The organism is Amycolatopsis sp. NPDC048633, from assembly GCF_040650695.1.
Classification (GTDB): domain Bacteria; phylum Actinomycetota; class Actinomycetes; order Mycobacteriales; family Pseudonocardiaceae; genus Amycolatopsis.
This window is the reverse complement of record NZ_JBEZHS010000017.1, coordinates 69,254-84,416: the sequence shown is the minus strand read 5'-3', so window position 1 is coordinate 84,416 and position 15,163 is coordinate 69,254. Positions and strand designations below refer to the sequence as shown.

The following is a 15,163-nucleotide window of genomic DNA, read 5'->3' as shown; positions in this document are numbered from 1 at the left end:
GAGGTACCGTGGGTGCCCATGGCGACGCGTGCGGCGGGGTTCCGGGACGTCCTCGCGGTGGCCGAGTTCCGGGCGTTGTTCTCCGCCCAGCTCGTCTCGGTCACCGGTGACCAGCTGGCCCGGGTCGCGCTGTCGATCCTGGTGTACGACCGGACGAACTCGCCCGGCTGGGCCGCGCTGACGTACGCGCTGACGTTCTTGCCCGACCTCGTCGGCGGGCCGCTGCTGTCCGGGCTGGCCGACCGCCACCCGCCGCGTGCGGTGATGGTCCTGTCCGACGTCCTGCGCGCGGTGGCGGTCGCCGCGATGGCGTGGCCCGGCCTGCCGCTGCCGGCGGTCGCGGCCCTGCTGATCGGCGTCCAGCTGTTCAACCCGGTGTGGAACTCCGCGCGTGCGGCGCTGCTGCCGCAAGTGCTGCCGGGCGAGACGTTCGTACCCGGGATGGGCCTGCTGATGATGCTGGTGCAGGCGGGGCAGGTCGCCGGGTTCGCCCTCGGCGGGCTGCTCGTGGCGGCCGTCGGCACCGGCGGCGCCCTGCTCGCCGACGCGGCGAGCTTCGCGGCGTCGGCGCTGTTCCTGGTCAGCGGGGTCCGGTCCCGGCCACCGCGGGAGTCTTCGGGCGTCCGCTGGTGGCGTCACGTGCGGGCGGGCTGGACGGTGGTGGTCGGCGACCGGCGCCGGCTCGCGCTGGTCGCGCTGGGGTGCGTGTCGGGGATCTACATCGCGGGTGAGGCGATCGCGGCACCGTACGCGGCCGAGCTGGGCGGCGGCGCGGTGGTGGTCGGGCTGCTGCTCGGGGCGTACGCGCTCGGCAACGTGATCGGGATGGCGGCGTTGTCGCGGGTTCCGCCCGAACGGCGCGGCCCGCTGCTCGGGCCGCTGGCGGTGCTGGCGTGCGCGGCGTTGCTGGGGTGCGCGCTGCGGCCGGATCTCGGGGCCACGCTGGCGTTGCTCGCACTGTCCGGAGTGGCCAGTTCGTACAACCTCATCGCCAACACGACTTTCGTCCAGCTGACGCCGGAAGCCCAGCGCGCGCAGGCGTTCGGGTTCGCGCTGACGGCGTTGCGCGTGTCGCAGGGAGTGGGCGTGGTGCTGGCCGGCGTCGCGGCCGAACGCGCGGCACCGCACGGGGTCGTCGCCGGAGCCGGGGCGATCGGTGTGGTGGCCGCCTTCGGCGCGGCGACGTTGTGGCGGCGAGCGCAACCGGAACCCCGGTGACCGGCGGGGTTGCCGGTCACCGGGTCCTGGTCAGGACCGCGTCCAGTCGGTGGGGCACTGCGGCAGCGGTGACGAGACGCCGGGGCGGGTCCCATCGGTCGGCAGCTCGCGGACGGTCCAGTCGGTGGGCAGTTCGCGCGCGGTCCAGTCGGTCGGCAGCTGGCGCGTGGTCCAGTCCGTCGGGATCGCACGGGTCCAGTCGGTGGGGAGCTGCCGCGTCCAGTCGGTCGGCCGCTGCGCGCGCCGGCGGGACGGGACGATGTTGGCGTTGGGCAGGAAGTGCGACATGATTTCTCCTGTTCGATGGGATCTTGCACCGTGCGTGATCGGACGGTAGCCCGACCAGCCTAGTGACACACCGCGTTCATTCGATTACAGTGACGATTTCCGCGCAGGGTTCCGTCCTGAGCAGAAGGGCGTTTCGTGGGATTGTCCGGGTCCCAAGGGCGAAAGCCCAGCTCAGAACGTCCACGATCGGGTATCCGTACGTGGGCGATGTGGAAGCTGGCCACTCCGGTGTTCGGCTATGTCCTCGTCGTCGACGCGCTGGCGCTGGTCGCGGTTCTTTCGACGACCGCGCTCGTGCCGGTCACGACCCAGTCCGTCCTCTGGTGCGGCCTGATCCTGGCCGGCGAGATCGTGCATCTCGAAGCGGCGCAACGCATCGAGCGGATCCGCGAGCTGGCCGCCGACGGCCGGCCGCACATGCACCTGCAGTCGATCTGGATCTTCGCCGGCCTGCTCCTGCTGCCGCCGCCATTGGCCACGCTCGTCATCGTCGTCAGTTATGCCCATTCCTGGGTCCGCGTTTACAAACGACGAGGCGTGATTCACCGGAAAGTGTTCTCCGGGGCCACCGTCATTCTCGCTTGTTTCGCGGCGGGTGCCGTGCTGTCGGCCGGCACCGGGCACGTGGCGCCGTACGTGCCGTACCTGGACGGGTTCGGCGGGATGACCGCGCTGCTGCTGTCCGGGATCGTCTACTTCGGACTCAACTACGTGCTGGTGATCCTCGCGATCCTGATGAGCAACCCGGGAAAGCCACCGCGGCAGGCGTTCGGCAACCCGTCGGACGTGCTGATCGTGCTGGCCGCGGTCGGCGTCGGCTGCGGGATCGCGCTGGTGATGACGGTCCGGCCGTGGCTGCTGCCGGTACTCATGGTGACGCCGGTGGCGCTGCACATCGGCCTGCTGCTGCCGCAGTTCCAGGCCGCCGCGCGCACGGACTCCAAGACCGCGCTGCTCGCCCCGGAGTTCTGGGTCCAGCTGGCGCGCAACGAGCTGGCCCGCGCCGCCGAGCTGGCCTCGACCGCGGGCGTGCTGATGATCGACCTCGACCACTTCAAGGCCATCGACGACGGCAACGGCCACTTGGCGGGCGACGAGGTCCTGCGCGCGATCGCGGCGGCGATCCAGAGCTCGGTGCGCTCCGGCGACTACGTCGGCCGCTTCGGCGGCGACGAGTTCGTGGTGCTGCTCCCGGGCGCGACGAGCGCGGAGATCGTGGCCATCGCGGACCGCATCCGCGCGGCGATCGCGCGGATCGAGGTGGCGGTCCCGGTGATCCGACCGGGCAAGCCCGAGGTGATCGACGGCCTGACGGCGTCGATCGGCGCGGCGGTCTACCCGGAAACGGCGACGGAGTACACGATCCTGCTGCAGGCGGCCGACGACGCGGTGTTCGAGGCGAAGGCGGCGGGCCGCGACCGCGTGGTGCTGGCGGGTACCCGCACCGAGCTCTCCCGCCCGGAGATCCCCGACGTCCTCTGAGATCTCCGGGCGAGCCGAGCGCTACGGGAGGGTGGCCAGCGACGCGTCGAGCGTGGCCGCCGACAGCTCGTTGTCCACCATGTCCCCGGCCAGGTAAGCGCCGTACGCCGGCAGGTCCAGGTGCGCGTGCCCGCACAGCGCCGTCAGGATCACCTTCTCCTCGCCGGTTTCCTTGCACCTCAACGCTTCCTGGATGCACGCGGCCAGCGCGTGCGTCGGCTCCGGCGCCGGGATGATGCCCTCGGCACGCGCGAACCGCACGCCCGCCGAGAAGCACTCCTGCTGCCCGATCGCGATCGCCTCGATCAGGCCGAGCTCGTAGATGTGCGAGATCAGCGGCGACATCCCGTGGTAGCGCAGGCCGCCCGCGTGGATCGGGTCCGGGATGAAGTCGTGGCCGAGCGTGTGCATCTTCAGCAACGGCGTGAGCCCGGCGGTGTCGCCGAAGTCGTAGGCGTACTTCCCGCGCGTCAGCGACGGGCACGCGGCCGGCTCGACCGCGCGGATCACCGGGTCCATCCGGCCGGCCAGCTTCTCCCGCAGGAACGGGAACGCGAGCCCGCCGAAGTTCGACCCGCCGCCGGTGCAGCCGACGAGCAGGTCCGGGGTGTCGCCGGCCAGCTCGAACTGCTTCAGCGCCTCCTCGCCGATGATCGTCTGGTGCAGCAGCACGTGGTTGAGCACGCTGCCCAGCGCGTACCGCGTGTCCGGGTCCTGCGCCGCCTGCTCGACGGCTTCGCTGATCGCGATGCCGAGGCTGCCGGTCGAGTCCGGGTGCTCCTTGAGGATCGCCCGGCCGGACTCGGTCAGCTCGGACGGGCTGGGGTGCACCGTCGCGCCGAACGTCTCCATCATCAGCTTGCGGTAGGGCTTCTGGTCGTAGGACGCGCGCACCTGCCAGACCTCGCACTCGAGCCCGTACTGGGCGCAGGCGAACGCGAGCGCGCTCCCCCACTGGCCGGCGCCGGTCTCGGTGGTCAGCCGGGTGACGCCCTCCTGCGCGTTGTAGAACGCCTGCGGCACAGCGGTGTTCGGCTTGTGCGAGCCGACCGGGCTGACGCCTTCGTACTTGTAGTAGATCCGCGCCGGCGTACCGAGCGCCTTCTCCAGCCGGCGCGCCCGGTACAGCGGTGACGGCCGCCAGAGCCGGTAGACGTCCCGGACCTCTTCCGGAATGTCGACATAGCGATCAGTCGTCACTTCCTGGGCGATCAGCGCCTGCGGGAAGAGCGGAGCCAGGTCGTCCGGGCCGACGGGCTCGCGCGTGCCGGGGTGCAGCGGCGGCGGTGGCGGCTCGGGCAGGTCGGGGATGACGTTGTACCACTGGGTAGGGAGATCGGCTTCGTCCAGGATGTACTTGGTCTGCTCAGCCATCGAGCCTCCTTGGTCGGCACCTCAACTTAGGACGCCTCCGGCCGCGGAGCCAGTAAGGTCCTTCCAATGACCGATGTGCTGACGGACCTCCCGGTGTGGCTGCCGCCGTCGGGTCGTGGCCCGGGCTTGGTGCTGGTCCAGGAGATCTTCGGACTGGACGACTACCTGCGCTCGGTGGCGGCGGACCTGGCCGCATCCGGTTACGTCGTGGCCGTTCCCGACCTGTTCCGGCGGACGGCGCCCGGCTGGTCGTCCACCCACGACGAAGCGGGCGTGGCGGCGTCGATGAAGGTCGCGTCCACTTTCGACCCGGCGCTCGGGCTTTCGGACGTCCTGGCGACGGTGGCCCACCTCCGAGCCCAGCCCGCGGTTTCCGGCGGCGTCGGGGTACTGGGGTTCTGCTTGGGCGGGTCGTTGGCGTTCGCGGCGGCCGCCGAGGGCGACCCGGACGTGGCGGTGTCGTTCTACGGTTCGACGGTGGCGGGGCAGATCGCGGACCTGGCGAAGATCACGTGCCCGATCCAGTTCCACTTCGGCGGCCAGGACCCGTTCATCCCCCGGTCCGACGTGGCCGTGGTCGAGTCCGCGGCGGCTTCACACCCGGGCGCGGAGATCCACGTGCAGGAAGAGGCGGGACACGCGTTCCACAACAACGTGGCGCCGATGTTCCACCACCCCGAAGCGGCGGCGCGGGCCTGGGCCCTGACCACGGAGTTCCTCCGCCGAACCCTGCCGGCTTAGAGAGACAGAACGATCCTGGGAGGGCCGAGATGATCTCGGCCCTCCCAGGACAGTCCGGTACGCGGATCAGATCTTGCCCGCGGCCACGTCGGCGAGGGTGACGCGGAAGGACTTGTAGTTCACCACATAGCGCTTGGATTCCGCCGTGGTGATCTCCTCACGGATCGGAAGGCCGTTGTCGGCGTTGATGGTGAGGACGTCCGAACTGCCGCCCAGGATGGCGGGGGGCGTGGTGAGGGTCAGCGCGGCCTGGCCGTCGATGCTGGTCTTGCCGACGATCATGTCCGGGATGGTCGCGTACAGCTTCAGCACGCCCGCGCGGACCTCCGCATCGGCGGCGTTGGCGAACAGCGCGTGCTGGGCGTTGCTCCACAGGTGGTTGTTGATGAGGTTTTCCAGGTCCTTGCCCGTCGGCCGCGGTTTGGGGTCGGGCACCGGCTTGCCGATCTTGCGGAACATGTCCGCGGTCTCCGCTTGGGCGGCCGCCCAGGCCTTGTCGGCCTCGGCGGGGCTCAGGCCGACTCCCAGGGCATTGCCGGCCGCGGTGATCATCGCGATCCTGGCCTTGTCCACGTCGCCGTTCGCGGCGAGACGGGCCGCCGCCATCACGTTCCCGTCGTACGGCGTAGCAGGCTCGGCGTCGCCCTTGGCGACTGCGTCCACCAGGGTCTTCGCCGAGTCGCCCGTGAACTGCTGGCCCTTGTCGGTGTAGAGGGTGTAGTTGAGGTCCGGTTTGTCGTCCAGCCCGAACTTCGTGTTGACGATCACCGACGCGTCTCCTGGCTGCGTGCCGGCCGCCCGGACCGCGGAGGCCAGCTTCACCAGCGGCGCCTCGACCGCCGGCGGGGCCTCGGCCGCCCGCGGGGCCGCGCCGGACGGGCCGGCCGGGACGCTGCCGCCCGACGTACCCAGCACCACAGCCGCCGCGACGGCTGCCGCGCCCACGGCGGCGACGCCGGCCTTGGGCCAGGAGAACCAGCGCTTCGGTCGCACGACCGTGGCCACGGGTTCCCCCATCGCCGCCTGCAGTGCCGTGCGGGCACGGTCATAGGCCTCGGGACCGGGGGACGGCACGTCACGCAGATTCTTCATGAGATCCATTTCATCCATGGGCTGTCTTTCACGTTGTCGGGACTTGCAGCAGCGCGACCACTTCGGGGGCTTCACGCAATGCCTTGCGCGCCTGGTGCAACAGGCGGCGGGCCGTGCCGGCCGGGATGTCGAGCACCCGCCCGGCCTCGGCGACGGTCAGGTCCTCCCAGGCGACCAGGCCCAGCACTTCCCGCTCTTCCGGTTTGAGCCGAGCCAGTGCCCTGCTCAGCAGTGCCTGGGTGTCCACGCGGGCATCCACCGCCGGCCAGGGATCCCAGTCACTCGCCACGCCGGTCAGGTCCGGCGCCGGCTCCTCGGCCGGTGCGGACCGCCAGTGCCGGCGCAGCTTGTTCAGCGCGACGCCGTACAACCAAGGCCTGGCTTCGGGATACGAAAGGTCATAGTTCGCACGGGACTCGTAAGCCGCCACCCACACATCGCCGAGCACGTCCTCGGCCGCCTGCCGCCCCACTCTGCGCGCCAGGTAGTTCCCGAGCGCGGTCTCGTGTCGGCTGATCACTTCCACGAAGGCATCGGTGTCTCCGCGCAGCGACCTACCGATCAGTTCCGCGTCTGACGACATGAAGCTCCTCGGGTTTCGCTTCGCCCTGACACCCCGTCTTTGCCAGCGCGTGCCCAAAGCGTTCAGACTGGGTCACCCCATGACGAACATCGCTGGTCAGGCGACGTGTGCGCAACTGTGAGGTGGCGGAGCGGTCACAGCGAGGACGCGAGCCGGAACACGGGCCAGCCGATCTCGGTCCGCCAGGTCGCCGGGTCCGGATCGTCGCGCGGGCCGACGAGATACGTCTCGTGGACCGGGCCGTCCACGACGAGGGCGTGATCGACCACCCAGGCGCCGAGCCGGCCGTAGGTGACGTCGATGTCGTCATGGGGTCCGCGATGGACGACGACCGCGAGCTCCGCGGGTGGGAGGTGCACGGGCCGCACCCGGCCGCGGACCGGCGGGTCCGCGACGGGCCGGTGGACCAGGACCGCACCCCGGCCGCCGGTGAACACCTCGTTGGCGTAGCGGCCGCCCGGCGGCCCGAGCGAGGGCAGGCCGGCGACCGCGGCGTCGAGTTCGGCCATCGCCTCGCCGTACCAGGACAGGACGTCGTGGTGGTCGACGACGTCCTCGACCGCGGCGACCGTCCTCGCCGGCACCGAGCGGAGCTCGACGTCCAGCCCACCGTCGTCCGGACGCAGCAGCCGCCGCAGCGACACCACCGCGGCGCGGGTCCGGTCCAGCTGCTCCTCCAGCCGCCGCAGGTGCCCGCCGGCCAGGTCCGCGCGCTCCGCTGCGTCCTCGGTCGCGAGGATCTTGGCCACGTCGGCCAGCGGCACGTCCAGCTCCCGCAGCCGGTGGATGACCTGCGCGGCGGGAATCTGGTCGGCGGTGTAGTACCGATAGCCGCTGGCGGGGTCGACCGAGGCCGGCTCCAGCAGCCCGGACTCGTGGTACCGGCGCAGGGTCCGCACGCTCAGATGCGTCAGCTGCGCGAACTCGCCGATCGTCAGGCCACGGAACATCCCCCCACTGTGCACGCACCTCACCCGGCGCGCTTGACCCTCTCCCCGCGGGAGGCCCCACCGTGGCCGGCATGAGTGAAGCGATCGACACGCGCGAGCTGCCCGCGGTGATCACCGGCTACCTGACCGCCCACCAGGCCCGTGACCTGGACCCGGCGCTGGCCTGCTACACCGAGGACGCCGTCGTCATCGACGAGGGCCGGACCCACCGCGGCCGGCACGAGATCCGCGACTGGCTCGGCCGCGCCGCGAGCGAGTACACCTACACCACGACACTCGTCTCGGCCCACCGCGTCGACCACGAGCACTACGTGGCGGTGCACCACCTCGAGGGTGACTTCCCCGGCGGGGTCGCCGACCTGCGGTTCCGGTTCACCCTGGACGGCGATCGCATCGCCGAACTGGTGATCGAACCGTGAAGGACGGAAGCGCGGTGCGACGGGGCTCGTCCGGCTTGGTGCGGCAGCCGACAGCCCCGCAGGGCCCGGCAGATCTCCCGTCCACTGCGACAAGTCGTGCCGTTCCAGCTGTCCCAGCTGTTCGACGACCGGGCGCATGCTGGCATCAGCCAGCCGGAAGGTGACGCTGCCGGCCCGAAGTCCGTCGTCGCTGTTCTGCATGGTGCGACGTTGTCAGGCCGAAGCGGCGCCGTCAGTCGGATTCGAGGAGCTCGGCCAGCCGGAGGGTGTCCTCGCGATCGGCTTCCCTCGGACGCCTTTCCTGTTCGAGATCGCCTTCGCCAACCTCGGGCTGGCCATCATGGGCTTTCGCGCCGCTTCGGCATCGGCATCGGCACGCGAGCGCATCACCATCGGCCTCGGCGGCGGCATGTTCCTGTGGGGCGCCCTCGCCGGCCACGTCTACCAGTGGTTCGCCAACGGCGACCACGCCCCCGGCAACACCGGCGGCGTCCTCGTCAACGACCTGCTGATCCCGGCCGTCATGATCGTCCTCGCCGTGCGGTCCCGGCGCCTGGCCGCCGCCACGCCCCGCCGGGCGTTCGCATGAGCAAATAGCTCCGTGTCGTTTCGGCCGGTCCAGGCTTACCTTCGGGCGGTGGCCAACGAACTCACCATTCCGCTCCTGCCCTGCCCTTCCATCGACGAGATCGCGTCGTTCTACCAGATGCTCGGCTTCGAGATCACCTATCGGCAGACGCGGCCGAACCCGCACGTCGCGGTGCGCCGGGAAGACATCAACCTGCACTTCTTCGGGATGGACGGCTACGACCCGGCGCAGTCGTACAGCACCTGCCTGGTCATCGTGGCGGACACCGGCGAGCTGTTCGATGCCTTCGCGGCGGGGATGCGGTCCGTGCACGGAAAACTGCTCATCTCCGGCATCCCGCGCATGACCCGGCCGCGGCTGCGCAACGACCGGTACACCGGGTTCACCGTCGTCGACCCGGGCGGCAACTGGATCCGGATCAACAAGGCCGCCAAGGAACCCGAGGCGCGGACCAAGCTCGCCAAAGCCATGGAGAACGCCGCGCGGCAGGCGGACGCGCACGGCGACGAACGCCAGGGGCTGAAGATCCTGGAAGGCGCGCTGAAGCGGACGACCGGCGACGAACCGGAGTTGCCGGCGGTGCGGGAGTACCGCGACGAGCTCGTCGAACGGGTCAAGGGGCTCTGAACCAGGTGGCGGAGGAACCGGTTCAGGACGTCAGGCTCAACGCCGTCTCGCCGTCGAGATCGGCCAGCTGGCGCGCGATGCGGTTCGTGTCGGTGGTCCGGTGCTGGGCGCGGCTCAGGGCCAGGGCGCGCAGCCAGGCCTGGCGTGCCTCGGTGTGCTGGCCCAGTGCGGCGTGGGTCCGGGCCAGGTGGTCCAGGGTGTCCGCCTCGTAGTACGTCGCACCCAGGTCCCGGCACAGTTCGAGGGACTCCCGGAACCGGATCAGCGCCCGGTCGTGGCGTCCGCAGTGGTGCTCGATGTAGCCGAGGCAGTCCAGCGTGACGGCTTGGCCCTGCCGGTTGCCGTACCGGACGAACAGCGTCAGCGCCTGCTCGCAGGAGGCTCTGGACTGCTCGAAGTCGCCCAGGAGCGCTTGGTACCAGCCGATCATGCTGAGCGCTTCTCCCTCCCACACCGGGTTGTCCAACGTCCGGAACAGGCGGAGCGCGAGGTCGGCGTAGTCCAGGGCCAGGCGGTCGTCCAGCCGGCGCCAGACCCAGGTGAGGTCGTGGTAGGCGCGGGCTTCCCCGTGCGCGTCACCGGTTTCCCTGGCCAGGCTGAGCGCGCGGTGCAGGTGGCTGGACGCCTCGGCCCGCAGGCCGGCCCGCGTGTAGGCCTGGCCGAGCAGGCGGTGCGCATGCCCTTCCAGCTCGGGGTCGTCCAGCTGCTCCGCGGCGGCGAGTGCGACGCCCCACGTCGTGAGCTGGTCGTGCAGGTGCCCGCGCCGCACCAGGTAGCCGTGCATCGTCCAGGCGAGCTGCCAGACCAGCTCCGGCCAGTCGTGCCGGACCGCGGCCTGCTGCGCGGCGAGCAGGCCGGCGTGTTCGGTGTCGAACCACGCGAGGATCGAGGCGTCGTCGACGAAGTCCGGGGTGGCGAAGTGGTTCGGCCGGTCTCCGACGTCGATCGGTTTGCGGTGCGGGTACAGGAGCCGTTCGCCCGCGTAGCTGGCATGGATGTAGAAGCAGACCAGCCGCCGCAAGGCCGGTGTCCCGCCGGACGGCGTCTCGGCGGCCCGCTCCCCCGCGTAGAGCCGGATGAGGTCGTGCATGCGGTAGCGGGGCGCCCCTTGGCGCTGCACCAGATGCGCGTTCTCGAGCTGCCGGATCAGCGCCGTGACCCGGCCGGCGGGCAGGCCGGTCAGGACCGCGATCGCGGGCAGCCCGATGGCCGGGCCCGGCGCGACGCCGAGCAGCCGGAACACATGCGCGGCTTCGGGTTCGAGGGCGTCGTAGGACCAGGACAGCGCGGCGCGCAGGTTCGAGGTGAGCTCGCCGCCGTCGAGTGCGTCCAGCCGGGCCGACGCCTCACCGAGCTCGGCGGCCAGCAGCGTCAGCGGAAGATCCGCGTGGGTCGCCGCGTACGCCGCCACTATCCCCAGTGCGAGCGGGAGGCCGGCGCAGTAGGTCACCAGCTCGTCCACCGCCGTCCGATCGGTCTCGGCCCGGCCGGGGTCGAGGCGCTTCGCGAGCAGTTCCCTGGCTTCCGGGGCGTCCAGCACGTCCAAGGTCAAGGACCGGGCGTCGTGGGTGGTGAGGAGCCCGGTCAGCTGGTTCCTGCTGGTGATCACCACGGTGCAGCCCGGGCTGTCGGGCAGCAGGGCCGCCGCCTGGACGCTGTCCCTGGCGTTGTCCAGCACGATCAGCATCCGCCGGTCCACCACCGTGTCCCGGTACAGCGCCGCCTGCCCCTCGGCGTCGAGCGGGATCGTTCCGGGTGGCAGCCGCAACGCGTCGAGGAATCCGCGGATCGCTTCCACCGGTTCCACCGGCGCGCCCGACGGGTCGAACCCGCGCAGGTTCACGTACAACTGCCCGTCGGGGAACAGGTGGGCGTTCTCGTGGGCCCACTGCAGGGCGAACCAGGTCTTCCCGATGCCACCCATGCCGACGATCGCCACGATCGTGACGGCGCCGTCCGCCGTCACCGGCAACGACTTCGTGAGCTCGGCCAGTTCCCGGGTCCGGCCGGTGAACGACCGGGGACGGGCCGGCAACCGGGGCACCGGCGCTCGCGGCGGAAGGGGCGCGTCTTCCGGCGCGTAGGGGTGATCGGGCAGGCAGATCCACGCCCGCAGGGCGGACTCCTTGACGGTGACATCGGCGTGCCGGTAGGTGGTCGCGTCCTCGATCGAACTGTGCCGCACCACCTCGTTGAAGAACCAGGACGAGACGACCAGCGCCAGCACGCCCGGCGAGCCGGCCAAAGCCGCCTTCAGCGGCGGCGCGTCGAGGAGCCGGAACGCCAGGTTGATCGACTTCGCGGTGACCCCGAACTCGTCGTAGGTGATCTCACCGGCGTGCAGCGCCATCCGCAGCCGGACCCGCTCCGGGCCCCGGTGCGTGCTGTTGTGCCGGCGCAGGGCCGTGGCCAGGGCCCTCGGCAGCGACTCGACGAACGCGGCCTTGGGCACCTCCGCCCCGGCGAGGACGAACACGCCGTCCCCGCGGTCCTCGACGTCACAGCTGTCCCACGGTATTCCGGCCGCTTCGAAAGCCACCCGCAGCGCCCGGTACACCCCGCCGCGAACCGTGACCTGGTCACGGTTCGTCCGCTGCGGGTTCCCGAACCCCTCGACGTCCACGATGAGAATCGTCCGGTGCACCGCCTGCCGCCGGTCCACCGACCGGATGGCGTGGACCGGCGAAGAAGCACCGAACTTCGCCTCGCGCCGCTGATCGGGCACGAAACCGGCTTCGACGTCGAACCCCGTCGATCGGGCAGTCGTTCCGACGACCTCCGGATATCCCTCGAACATGAGCGGTCCTCCTCCCGAAGGGCGTCTACCAGGATGAGTCAGCGCAAGAAGGCAGGGTAGAGTGATTGCAATATTGCACGGGAACCATCGGGCAAGATCTGCCGTATGATCCCCTGAGGACTACCGCGACATTCGGCACGCATTACTCCGAGAGGGGCATCCGGCTCATGACGCAGGACGCACCGTCCGCGCGCGAGCGTCAGCTGGCTCGCGAGCTCCGGCTGCTCCGTTCGACCGTCGGTCTCACGGGCAAGGACGTCGCGGAGCGGCTCGGCTGGTCCACGTCGAAGGTCTCCCGGATCGAGACGGGACGGATCGGGATCGGCCAGGACGACCTCGAGTCGCTGTTCGAACTTTATGAGGTCCTCGACGAAAAGGCCGAGTACCTGCGCAGGCTCGCCGCCTCGGCCCGGGCGCAAGGGTGGTGGGACGCCTACGCGAACAGCTTGTCCTCGGGGTACTCCAGCCTGATCAAGCTGGAATCGGGCTCCGTCGAGCTCCGCTGCTACTGCGCCCTGGTCCCCCACGCGCTGCTGCAGACTTCGGAGTACTCGCGGCACGTCATCCAGTCGACCCTGCAGGTGCCCGCGCCGACCGAGGTCGACCGGCGGATCGACATCGCGCGTCGGCGGCAGGCGGTCCTGCGGCGGGAGAACCCGCCCATGCGGCTGTCCGCCGTGATCGACGAGGCCGCGTTCCGGCGGCACATCCGGACACCCGACGGGCGGATCGACAACAGCGTCACCCGTGCGCAGTTCAGGCACCTGGCCGATCTCGCGGCGTGGCCGGACATCGACATCCGGGTCCTGCTCTTCAAGTCCGGGATCCCGCCGGTGACCTCCGGCTCGTTCTCGGTCCTGCAGTCGATGGCCACCAACCGGCCGGACGTCGTCTACCTGGAGAACAAGACCAGGTTCTTCTTCATCGACACCGAGAGCGAGGTGCACCAGTACGTGCAGGAGTTCGAACTGCTCAGCTCGATGGCACTGAACCCCGACGACTCGCGCGCCTTCATCGAGCGCGCGGCAAACCGCTGAGGACCCGGCAGATGCAGATACGTGAACTCGGAGAGTCGGGACTCAAGGTCTCCGCCATCGGACTCGGCTGCATGGGCATGTCGGAGTTCTACGGCCGGGCCGACGAGGCGGCGGGCATCCACACCATCCGCCGGGCCATCGACCACGGGATGACCCTCATCGACACGGCGCCTTCCTTCGGTGCGCCCCCCTACGGCGAGTCCGCCAACGAACGGCTCGTCGGGCGCGCCCTGCGCGGCCGGCGCGACTCCGTCGTGGTGGCCACGAAGTGCGGCTTCGTCCGAAGCGGGAACGACCGCGTCGTGGACAACTCGCCCGGATACATCCGGCGCTCGGTCGACGAGTCGTTGAGGCGGCTCGAGACGGACCACATCGACCTGTACTACCTCCACCGGCGGAACCCGGACGTGCCGCTCGAGGAGGTGATCGGCACGATGAAGAGCCTGGTCCAAGCGGGCAAGGTGCGGTACCTCGGCCTCTCCGAGGTCAACGTCGAGACGTTGCGCCAGGCCCACGGGATCCATCCGATCACCGCCTTGCAGAGCGAGTACTCCTTGCTCAGCCGCCATCTCGAGGACGAGATCCTGCCCGCGGCGCAGGAGCTCGGCGTCAGCGTCGTCGCGTACGCGCCGGTCGGCCGGGGCCTGCTCACCGGCGAAGTGACCACGTTGGACGGTCTGGAACCCAACGACCTGCGCCGGCTGCAGCCACGCTTCCAGAACGGCAACCTCGGCCGGAACCTCGCGCTCGTCGAACGGGTGCGCACCGTCGCGGAGGAGGTCGGCTGCACCACGGCGCAGCTCGCCCTGGCCTGGCTGCTCGCGAAGGACGACGGGATCGTGCCGATCCCCAGCACCACCCGGCTCCGGCACATCGAGGAGAACGCCGCGGCGGTCGACATCGTGCTGTCGTCACGGCAGGTGAAGGAGCTCGACGAGGCCATCCGGCCGGACGAGGTCATCGGCGACCGGAACACCGCGGCGAGCCTCGCCCTGATGGAGCTCTGAGCGCGCGGTTCGCCGCGTCCCGGACCGTGAGCGCCCGGGTCGTCTACAGTCGCTACCAGCGCGTTCGCTGAGTTCGACCCCGGAGGAAGCCGTCATGCCCCACGCCGTGGACTTCACCGCCGTCTCGACCGCCGGCCTCGAGTCGTCGCCGGTCGCGGCCGCGCTCGCCGGACTGCGGGCGAACGAAGCCCGGTACTTCAAGAACAAGTACGACCACGTCTTCACGGTCGAGCCCGCGGGCGCTGCCACGTCCACTGTGGACTGGGTGCACCGGATCCTCGAAGAAGAACGCGGCATCGTCATCGCCTCTCCCGCGCTCGAAGCGAGCGAATTCGAGGTCGAGAACATCCGGATGGCTTACGTCTTCTACGAAAACGGTCTTTCGATCAACGTGATGTACACGCTCGAAGACGCCGGGAAACGCGCGGTCGGGTTCAAGCTCTCCGAAGGGATGGAAGTCCCCGCGGAACTCGGCTCGTTCAAGTTCGCCCGGCAGAAGTCGAAGCTGGCCGGCACGATCCGCGGCTCCTACTTCGTGATCAAGAACCGGTACTGACTTCCGGGCCGGCCGCCGGCACTGCGCCGACGGCCGGCCCGATCCGGTGACACCGGCGGTCACGACACCTTGAAGGACAGCGTGTACCACGCGCCGGACGTCTTGAAGTCCACCGTCTTCGGGTTGCCGTTCTCCGTGATCGGCGCGCTGCCGATCCGGGTGTGGTTGTCGCCGTTCATCTCGTCCAGGATCACCGTCGTGGTGCCGGTGAACACGGAGTTCCAGCCCTTCAGGGACTTGTCCCCGCCTTTGTCCATGACGTAGGTCCGCGCGACGCCGCCGGCCGTGAGCCGCGCCTCGTCGTGGCCGGTGACGTCCTGCCGCTTGTGGCAGTGCAGGTTGATCAGTTCCAGTGTCGCCATCGCTCTGGTCTCCCTCGTTGTCGACTGACCGGAATGACGGT

16 protein-coding genes are annotated in these 15,163 nt (G+C 70.3%); 9 read left to right on the top strand and 7 right to left on the bottom strand.

Annotated features, from left to right (window positions below; all coding sequences use genetic code 11):
• The first annotated feature begins 18 nt into the window (after positions 1–18).
• The gene (locus AB0C38_RS27725; protein WP_360678505.1) at positions 19–1,218 is read left to right on the top strand and encodes an MFS transporter; all 1,200 of its coding nucleotides are present in this window, start codon (positions 19–21) and stop codon (positions 1,216–1,218) included.
• A gap of 30 nt (positions 1,219–1,248) precedes the next feature.
• Here the strand turns inward: AB0C38_RS27725 and AB0C38_RS27720 are convergent, their stop codons facing one another.
• A complete protein-coding gene (locus AB0C38_RS27720; protein WP_360678503.1) occupies positions 1,249–1,506 on the bottom strand; it encodes a hypothetical protein in 258 nt (85 codons plus the stop codon).
• 207 nt (positions 1,507–1,713) lie between these two features.
• On the opposite strand from AB0C38_RS27720, the gene AB0C38_RS27715 reads away from it, so the two are divergent.
• Entirely contained in the window at positions 1,714–2,988 is a 1,275-nt protein-coding gene (locus AB0C38_RS27715) for a diguanylate cyclase (RefSeq protein WP_360678501.1), read from the top strand.
• Positions 2,989–3,009: 21 nt separating this feature from the next.
• Here AB0C38_RS27715 and AB0C38_RS27710 read toward each other — a convergent pair whose 3' ends face one another.
• Positions 3,010–4,362, bottom strand: a complete 1,353-nt coding sequence (locus AB0C38_RS27710) for a TrpB-like pyridoxal phosphate-dependent enzyme (protein ID WP_360678499.1) — start codon at positions 4,360–4,362, stop codon at positions 3,010–3,012.
• A gap of 66 nt (positions 4,363–4,428) precedes the next feature.
• Between AB0C38_RS27710 and AB0C38_RS27705 the strand changes: the two genes are divergently transcribed.
• A complete protein-coding gene (locus AB0C38_RS27705) occupies positions 4,429–5,103 on the top strand; it encodes a dienelactone hydrolase family protein (RefSeq protein WP_360678497.1) in 675 nt (224 codons plus the stop codon).
• Between the two features lie 66 nt (positions 5,104–5,169).
• On the opposite strand, the gene AB0C38_RS27700 is transcribed toward AB0C38_RS27705, so the two are convergent.
• The 3 genes from AB0C38_RS27700 to AB0C38_RS27690 form a co-directional block, all read right to left on the bottom strand.
• Positions 5,170–6,195 (bottom strand): hypothetical protein, encoded by a 1,026-nt coding sequence (locus AB0C38_RS27700; RefSeq protein ID WP_360678495.1) that lies wholly within the window; start codon positions 6,193–6,195, stop codon positions 5,170–5,172.
• 28 nt (positions 6,196–6,223) lie between these two features.
• Entirely contained in the window at positions 6,224–6,778 is a 555-nt protein-coding gene (locus tag AB0C38_RS27695; protein ID WP_360678493.1) for a sigma-70 family RNA polymerase sigma factor, read from the bottom strand.
• Between the two features lie 134 nt (positions 6,779–6,912).
• On the bottom strand, positions 6,913–7,728 hold the full coding sequence (locus AB0C38_RS27690; protein WP_360678491.1) for a MerR family transcriptional regulator: 816 nt from the start codon (positions 7,726–7,728) through the stop codon (positions 6,913–6,915).
• A 71-nt stretch (positions 7,729–7,799) separates the two neighbouring features.
• Between AB0C38_RS27690 and AB0C38_RS27685 the strand changes: the two genes are divergently transcribed.
• The 3 genes from AB0C38_RS27685 to AB0C38_RS27675 all read left to right on the top strand — a co-directional run bounded on the left by AB0C38_RS27685 (position 7,800) and on the right by AB0C38_RS27675 (position 9,363).
• Entirely contained in the window at positions 7,800–8,147 is a 348-nt protein-coding gene (locus AB0C38_RS27685) for a nuclear transport factor 2 family protein (protein ID WP_360678489.1), read from the top strand.
• 136 nt (positions 8,148–8,283) lie between these two features.
• Positions 8,284–8,736 (top strand): DUF6790 family protein, encoded by a 453-nt coding sequence (locus tag AB0C38_RS27680; RefSeq protein ID WP_360678487.1) that lies wholly within the window; start codon positions 8,284–8,286, stop codon positions 8,734–8,736.
• 48 nt (positions 8,737–8,784) lie between these two features.
• Positions 8,785–9,363, top strand: coding sequence for a hypothetical protein (locus tag AB0C38_RS27675; RefSeq protein ID WP_360678485.1), 579 nt, complete (start codon positions 8,785–8,787; stop codon positions 9,361–9,363).
• A 22-nt stretch (positions 9,364–9,385) separates the two neighbouring features.
• Here the strand turns inward: AB0C38_RS27675 and AB0C38_RS27670 are convergent, their stop codons facing one another.
• Complete coding sequence (locus AB0C38_RS27670; RefSeq protein WP_360678483.1) at positions 9,386–12,160, bottom strand: tetratricopeptide repeat protein; 2,775 nt, start codon at positions 12,158–12,160, stop codon at positions 9,386–9,388.
• Between the two features lie 167 nt (positions 12,161–12,327).
• Here AB0C38_RS27670 and AB0C38_RS27665 point away from each other — a divergent pair, with 167 nt between their 5' ends.
• The 3 genes from AB0C38_RS27665 (at position 12,328) to AB0C38_RS27655 (ending at position 14,760) form a co-directional block, all read left to right on the top strand.
• Complete coding sequence (locus AB0C38_RS27665; protein ID WP_360678481.1) at positions 12,328–13,197, top strand: helix-turn-helix transcriptional regulator; 870 nt, start codon at positions 12,328–12,330, stop codon at positions 13,195–13,197.
• A gap of 11 nt (positions 13,198–13,208) precedes the next feature.
• Positions 13,209–14,204: an aldo/keto reductase gene (locus AB0C38_RS27660; RefSeq protein ID WP_360678479.1), complete on the top strand. Its 996-nt coding sequence runs from the start codon at positions 13,209–13,211 to the stop codon at positions 14,202–14,204.
• A gap of 94 nt (positions 14,205–14,298) precedes the next feature.
• A complete protein-coding gene (locus AB0C38_RS27655) occupies positions 14,299–14,760 on the top strand; it encodes a phage tail protein (RefSeq protein WP_360678477.1) in 462 nt (153 codons plus the stop codon).
• A gap of 59 nt (positions 14,761–14,819) precedes the next feature.
• Here the strand turns inward: AB0C38_RS27655 and AB0C38_RS27650 are convergent, their stop codons facing one another.
• Positions 14,820–15,122 carry a hypothetical protein gene (locus AB0C38_RS27650; protein WP_360678475.1) on the bottom strand — a complete coding sequence of 101 codons (303 nt, stop codon included), beginning with the start codon at positions 15,120–15,122 and terminating at the stop codon, positions 14,820–14,822.
• Positions 15,123–15,163: the final 41 nt, after the last annotated feature.

Coding starts and splice junctions, on each gene's coding strand:
- AB0C38_RS27665 (WP_360678481.1), top strand. CDS start 12,328: ATGACGCAGGACGCACCGTCCGCGCGCGAGCGTCAGCTGGCTCGCGAG.
- AB0C38_RS27715 (WP_360678501.1), top strand. CDS start 1,714: ATGTGGAAGCTGGCCACTCCGGTGTTCGGCTATGTCCTCGTCGTCGAC.
- AB0C38_RS27725 (WP_360678505.1), top strand. CDS start 19: ATGGCGACGCGTGCGGCGGGGTTCCGGGACGTCCTCGCGGTGGCCGAG.
- AB0C38_RS27655 (WP_360678477.1), top strand. CDS start 14,299: ATGCCCCACGCCGTGGACTTCACCGCCGTCTCGACCGCCGGCCTCGAG.
- AB0C38_RS27700 (WP_360678495.1), bottom strand. CDS start 6,195: ATGAAGAATCTGCGTGACGTGCCGTCCCCCGGTCCCGAGGCCTATGAC.
- AB0C38_RS27695 (WP_360678493.1), bottom strand. CDS start 6,778: ATGTCGTCAGACGCGGAACTGATCGGTAGGTCGCTGCGCGGAGACACC.
- AB0C38_RS27670 (WP_360678483.1), bottom strand. CDS start 12,160: ATGTTCGAGGGATATCCGGAGGTCGTCGGAACGACTGCCCGATCGACG.
- AB0C38_RS27660 (WP_360678479.1), top strand. CDS start 13,209: ATGCAGATACGTGAACTCGGAGAGTCGGGACTCAAGGTCTCCGCCATC.
- AB0C38_RS27685 (WP_360678489.1), top strand. CDS start 7,800: ATGAGTGAAGCGATCGACACGCGCGAGCTGCCCGCGGTGATCACCGGC.
- AB0C38_RS27705 (WP_360678497.1), top strand. CDS start 4,429: ATGACCGATGTGCTGACGGACCTCCCGGTGTGGCTGCCGCCGTCGGGT.
- AB0C38_RS27680 (WP_360678487.1), top strand. CDS start 8,284: ATGCTGGCATCAGCCAGCCGGAAGGTGACGCTGCCGGCCCGAAGTCCG.
- AB0C38_RS27690 (WP_360678491.1), bottom strand. CDS start 7,728: ATGTTCCGTGGCCTGACGATCGGCGAGTTCGCGCAGCTGACGCATCTG.
- AB0C38_RS27720 (WP_360678503.1), bottom strand. CDS start 1,506: ATGTCGCACTTCCTGCCCAACGCCAACATCGTCCCGTCCCGCCGGCGC.
- AB0C38_RS27650 (WP_360678475.1), bottom strand. CDS start 15,122: ATGGCGACACTGGAACTGATCAACCTGCACTGCCACAAGCGGCAGGAC.
- AB0C38_RS27710 (WP_360678499.1), bottom strand. CDS start 4,362: ATGGCTGAGCAGACCAAGTACATCCTGGACGAAGCCGATCTCCCTACC.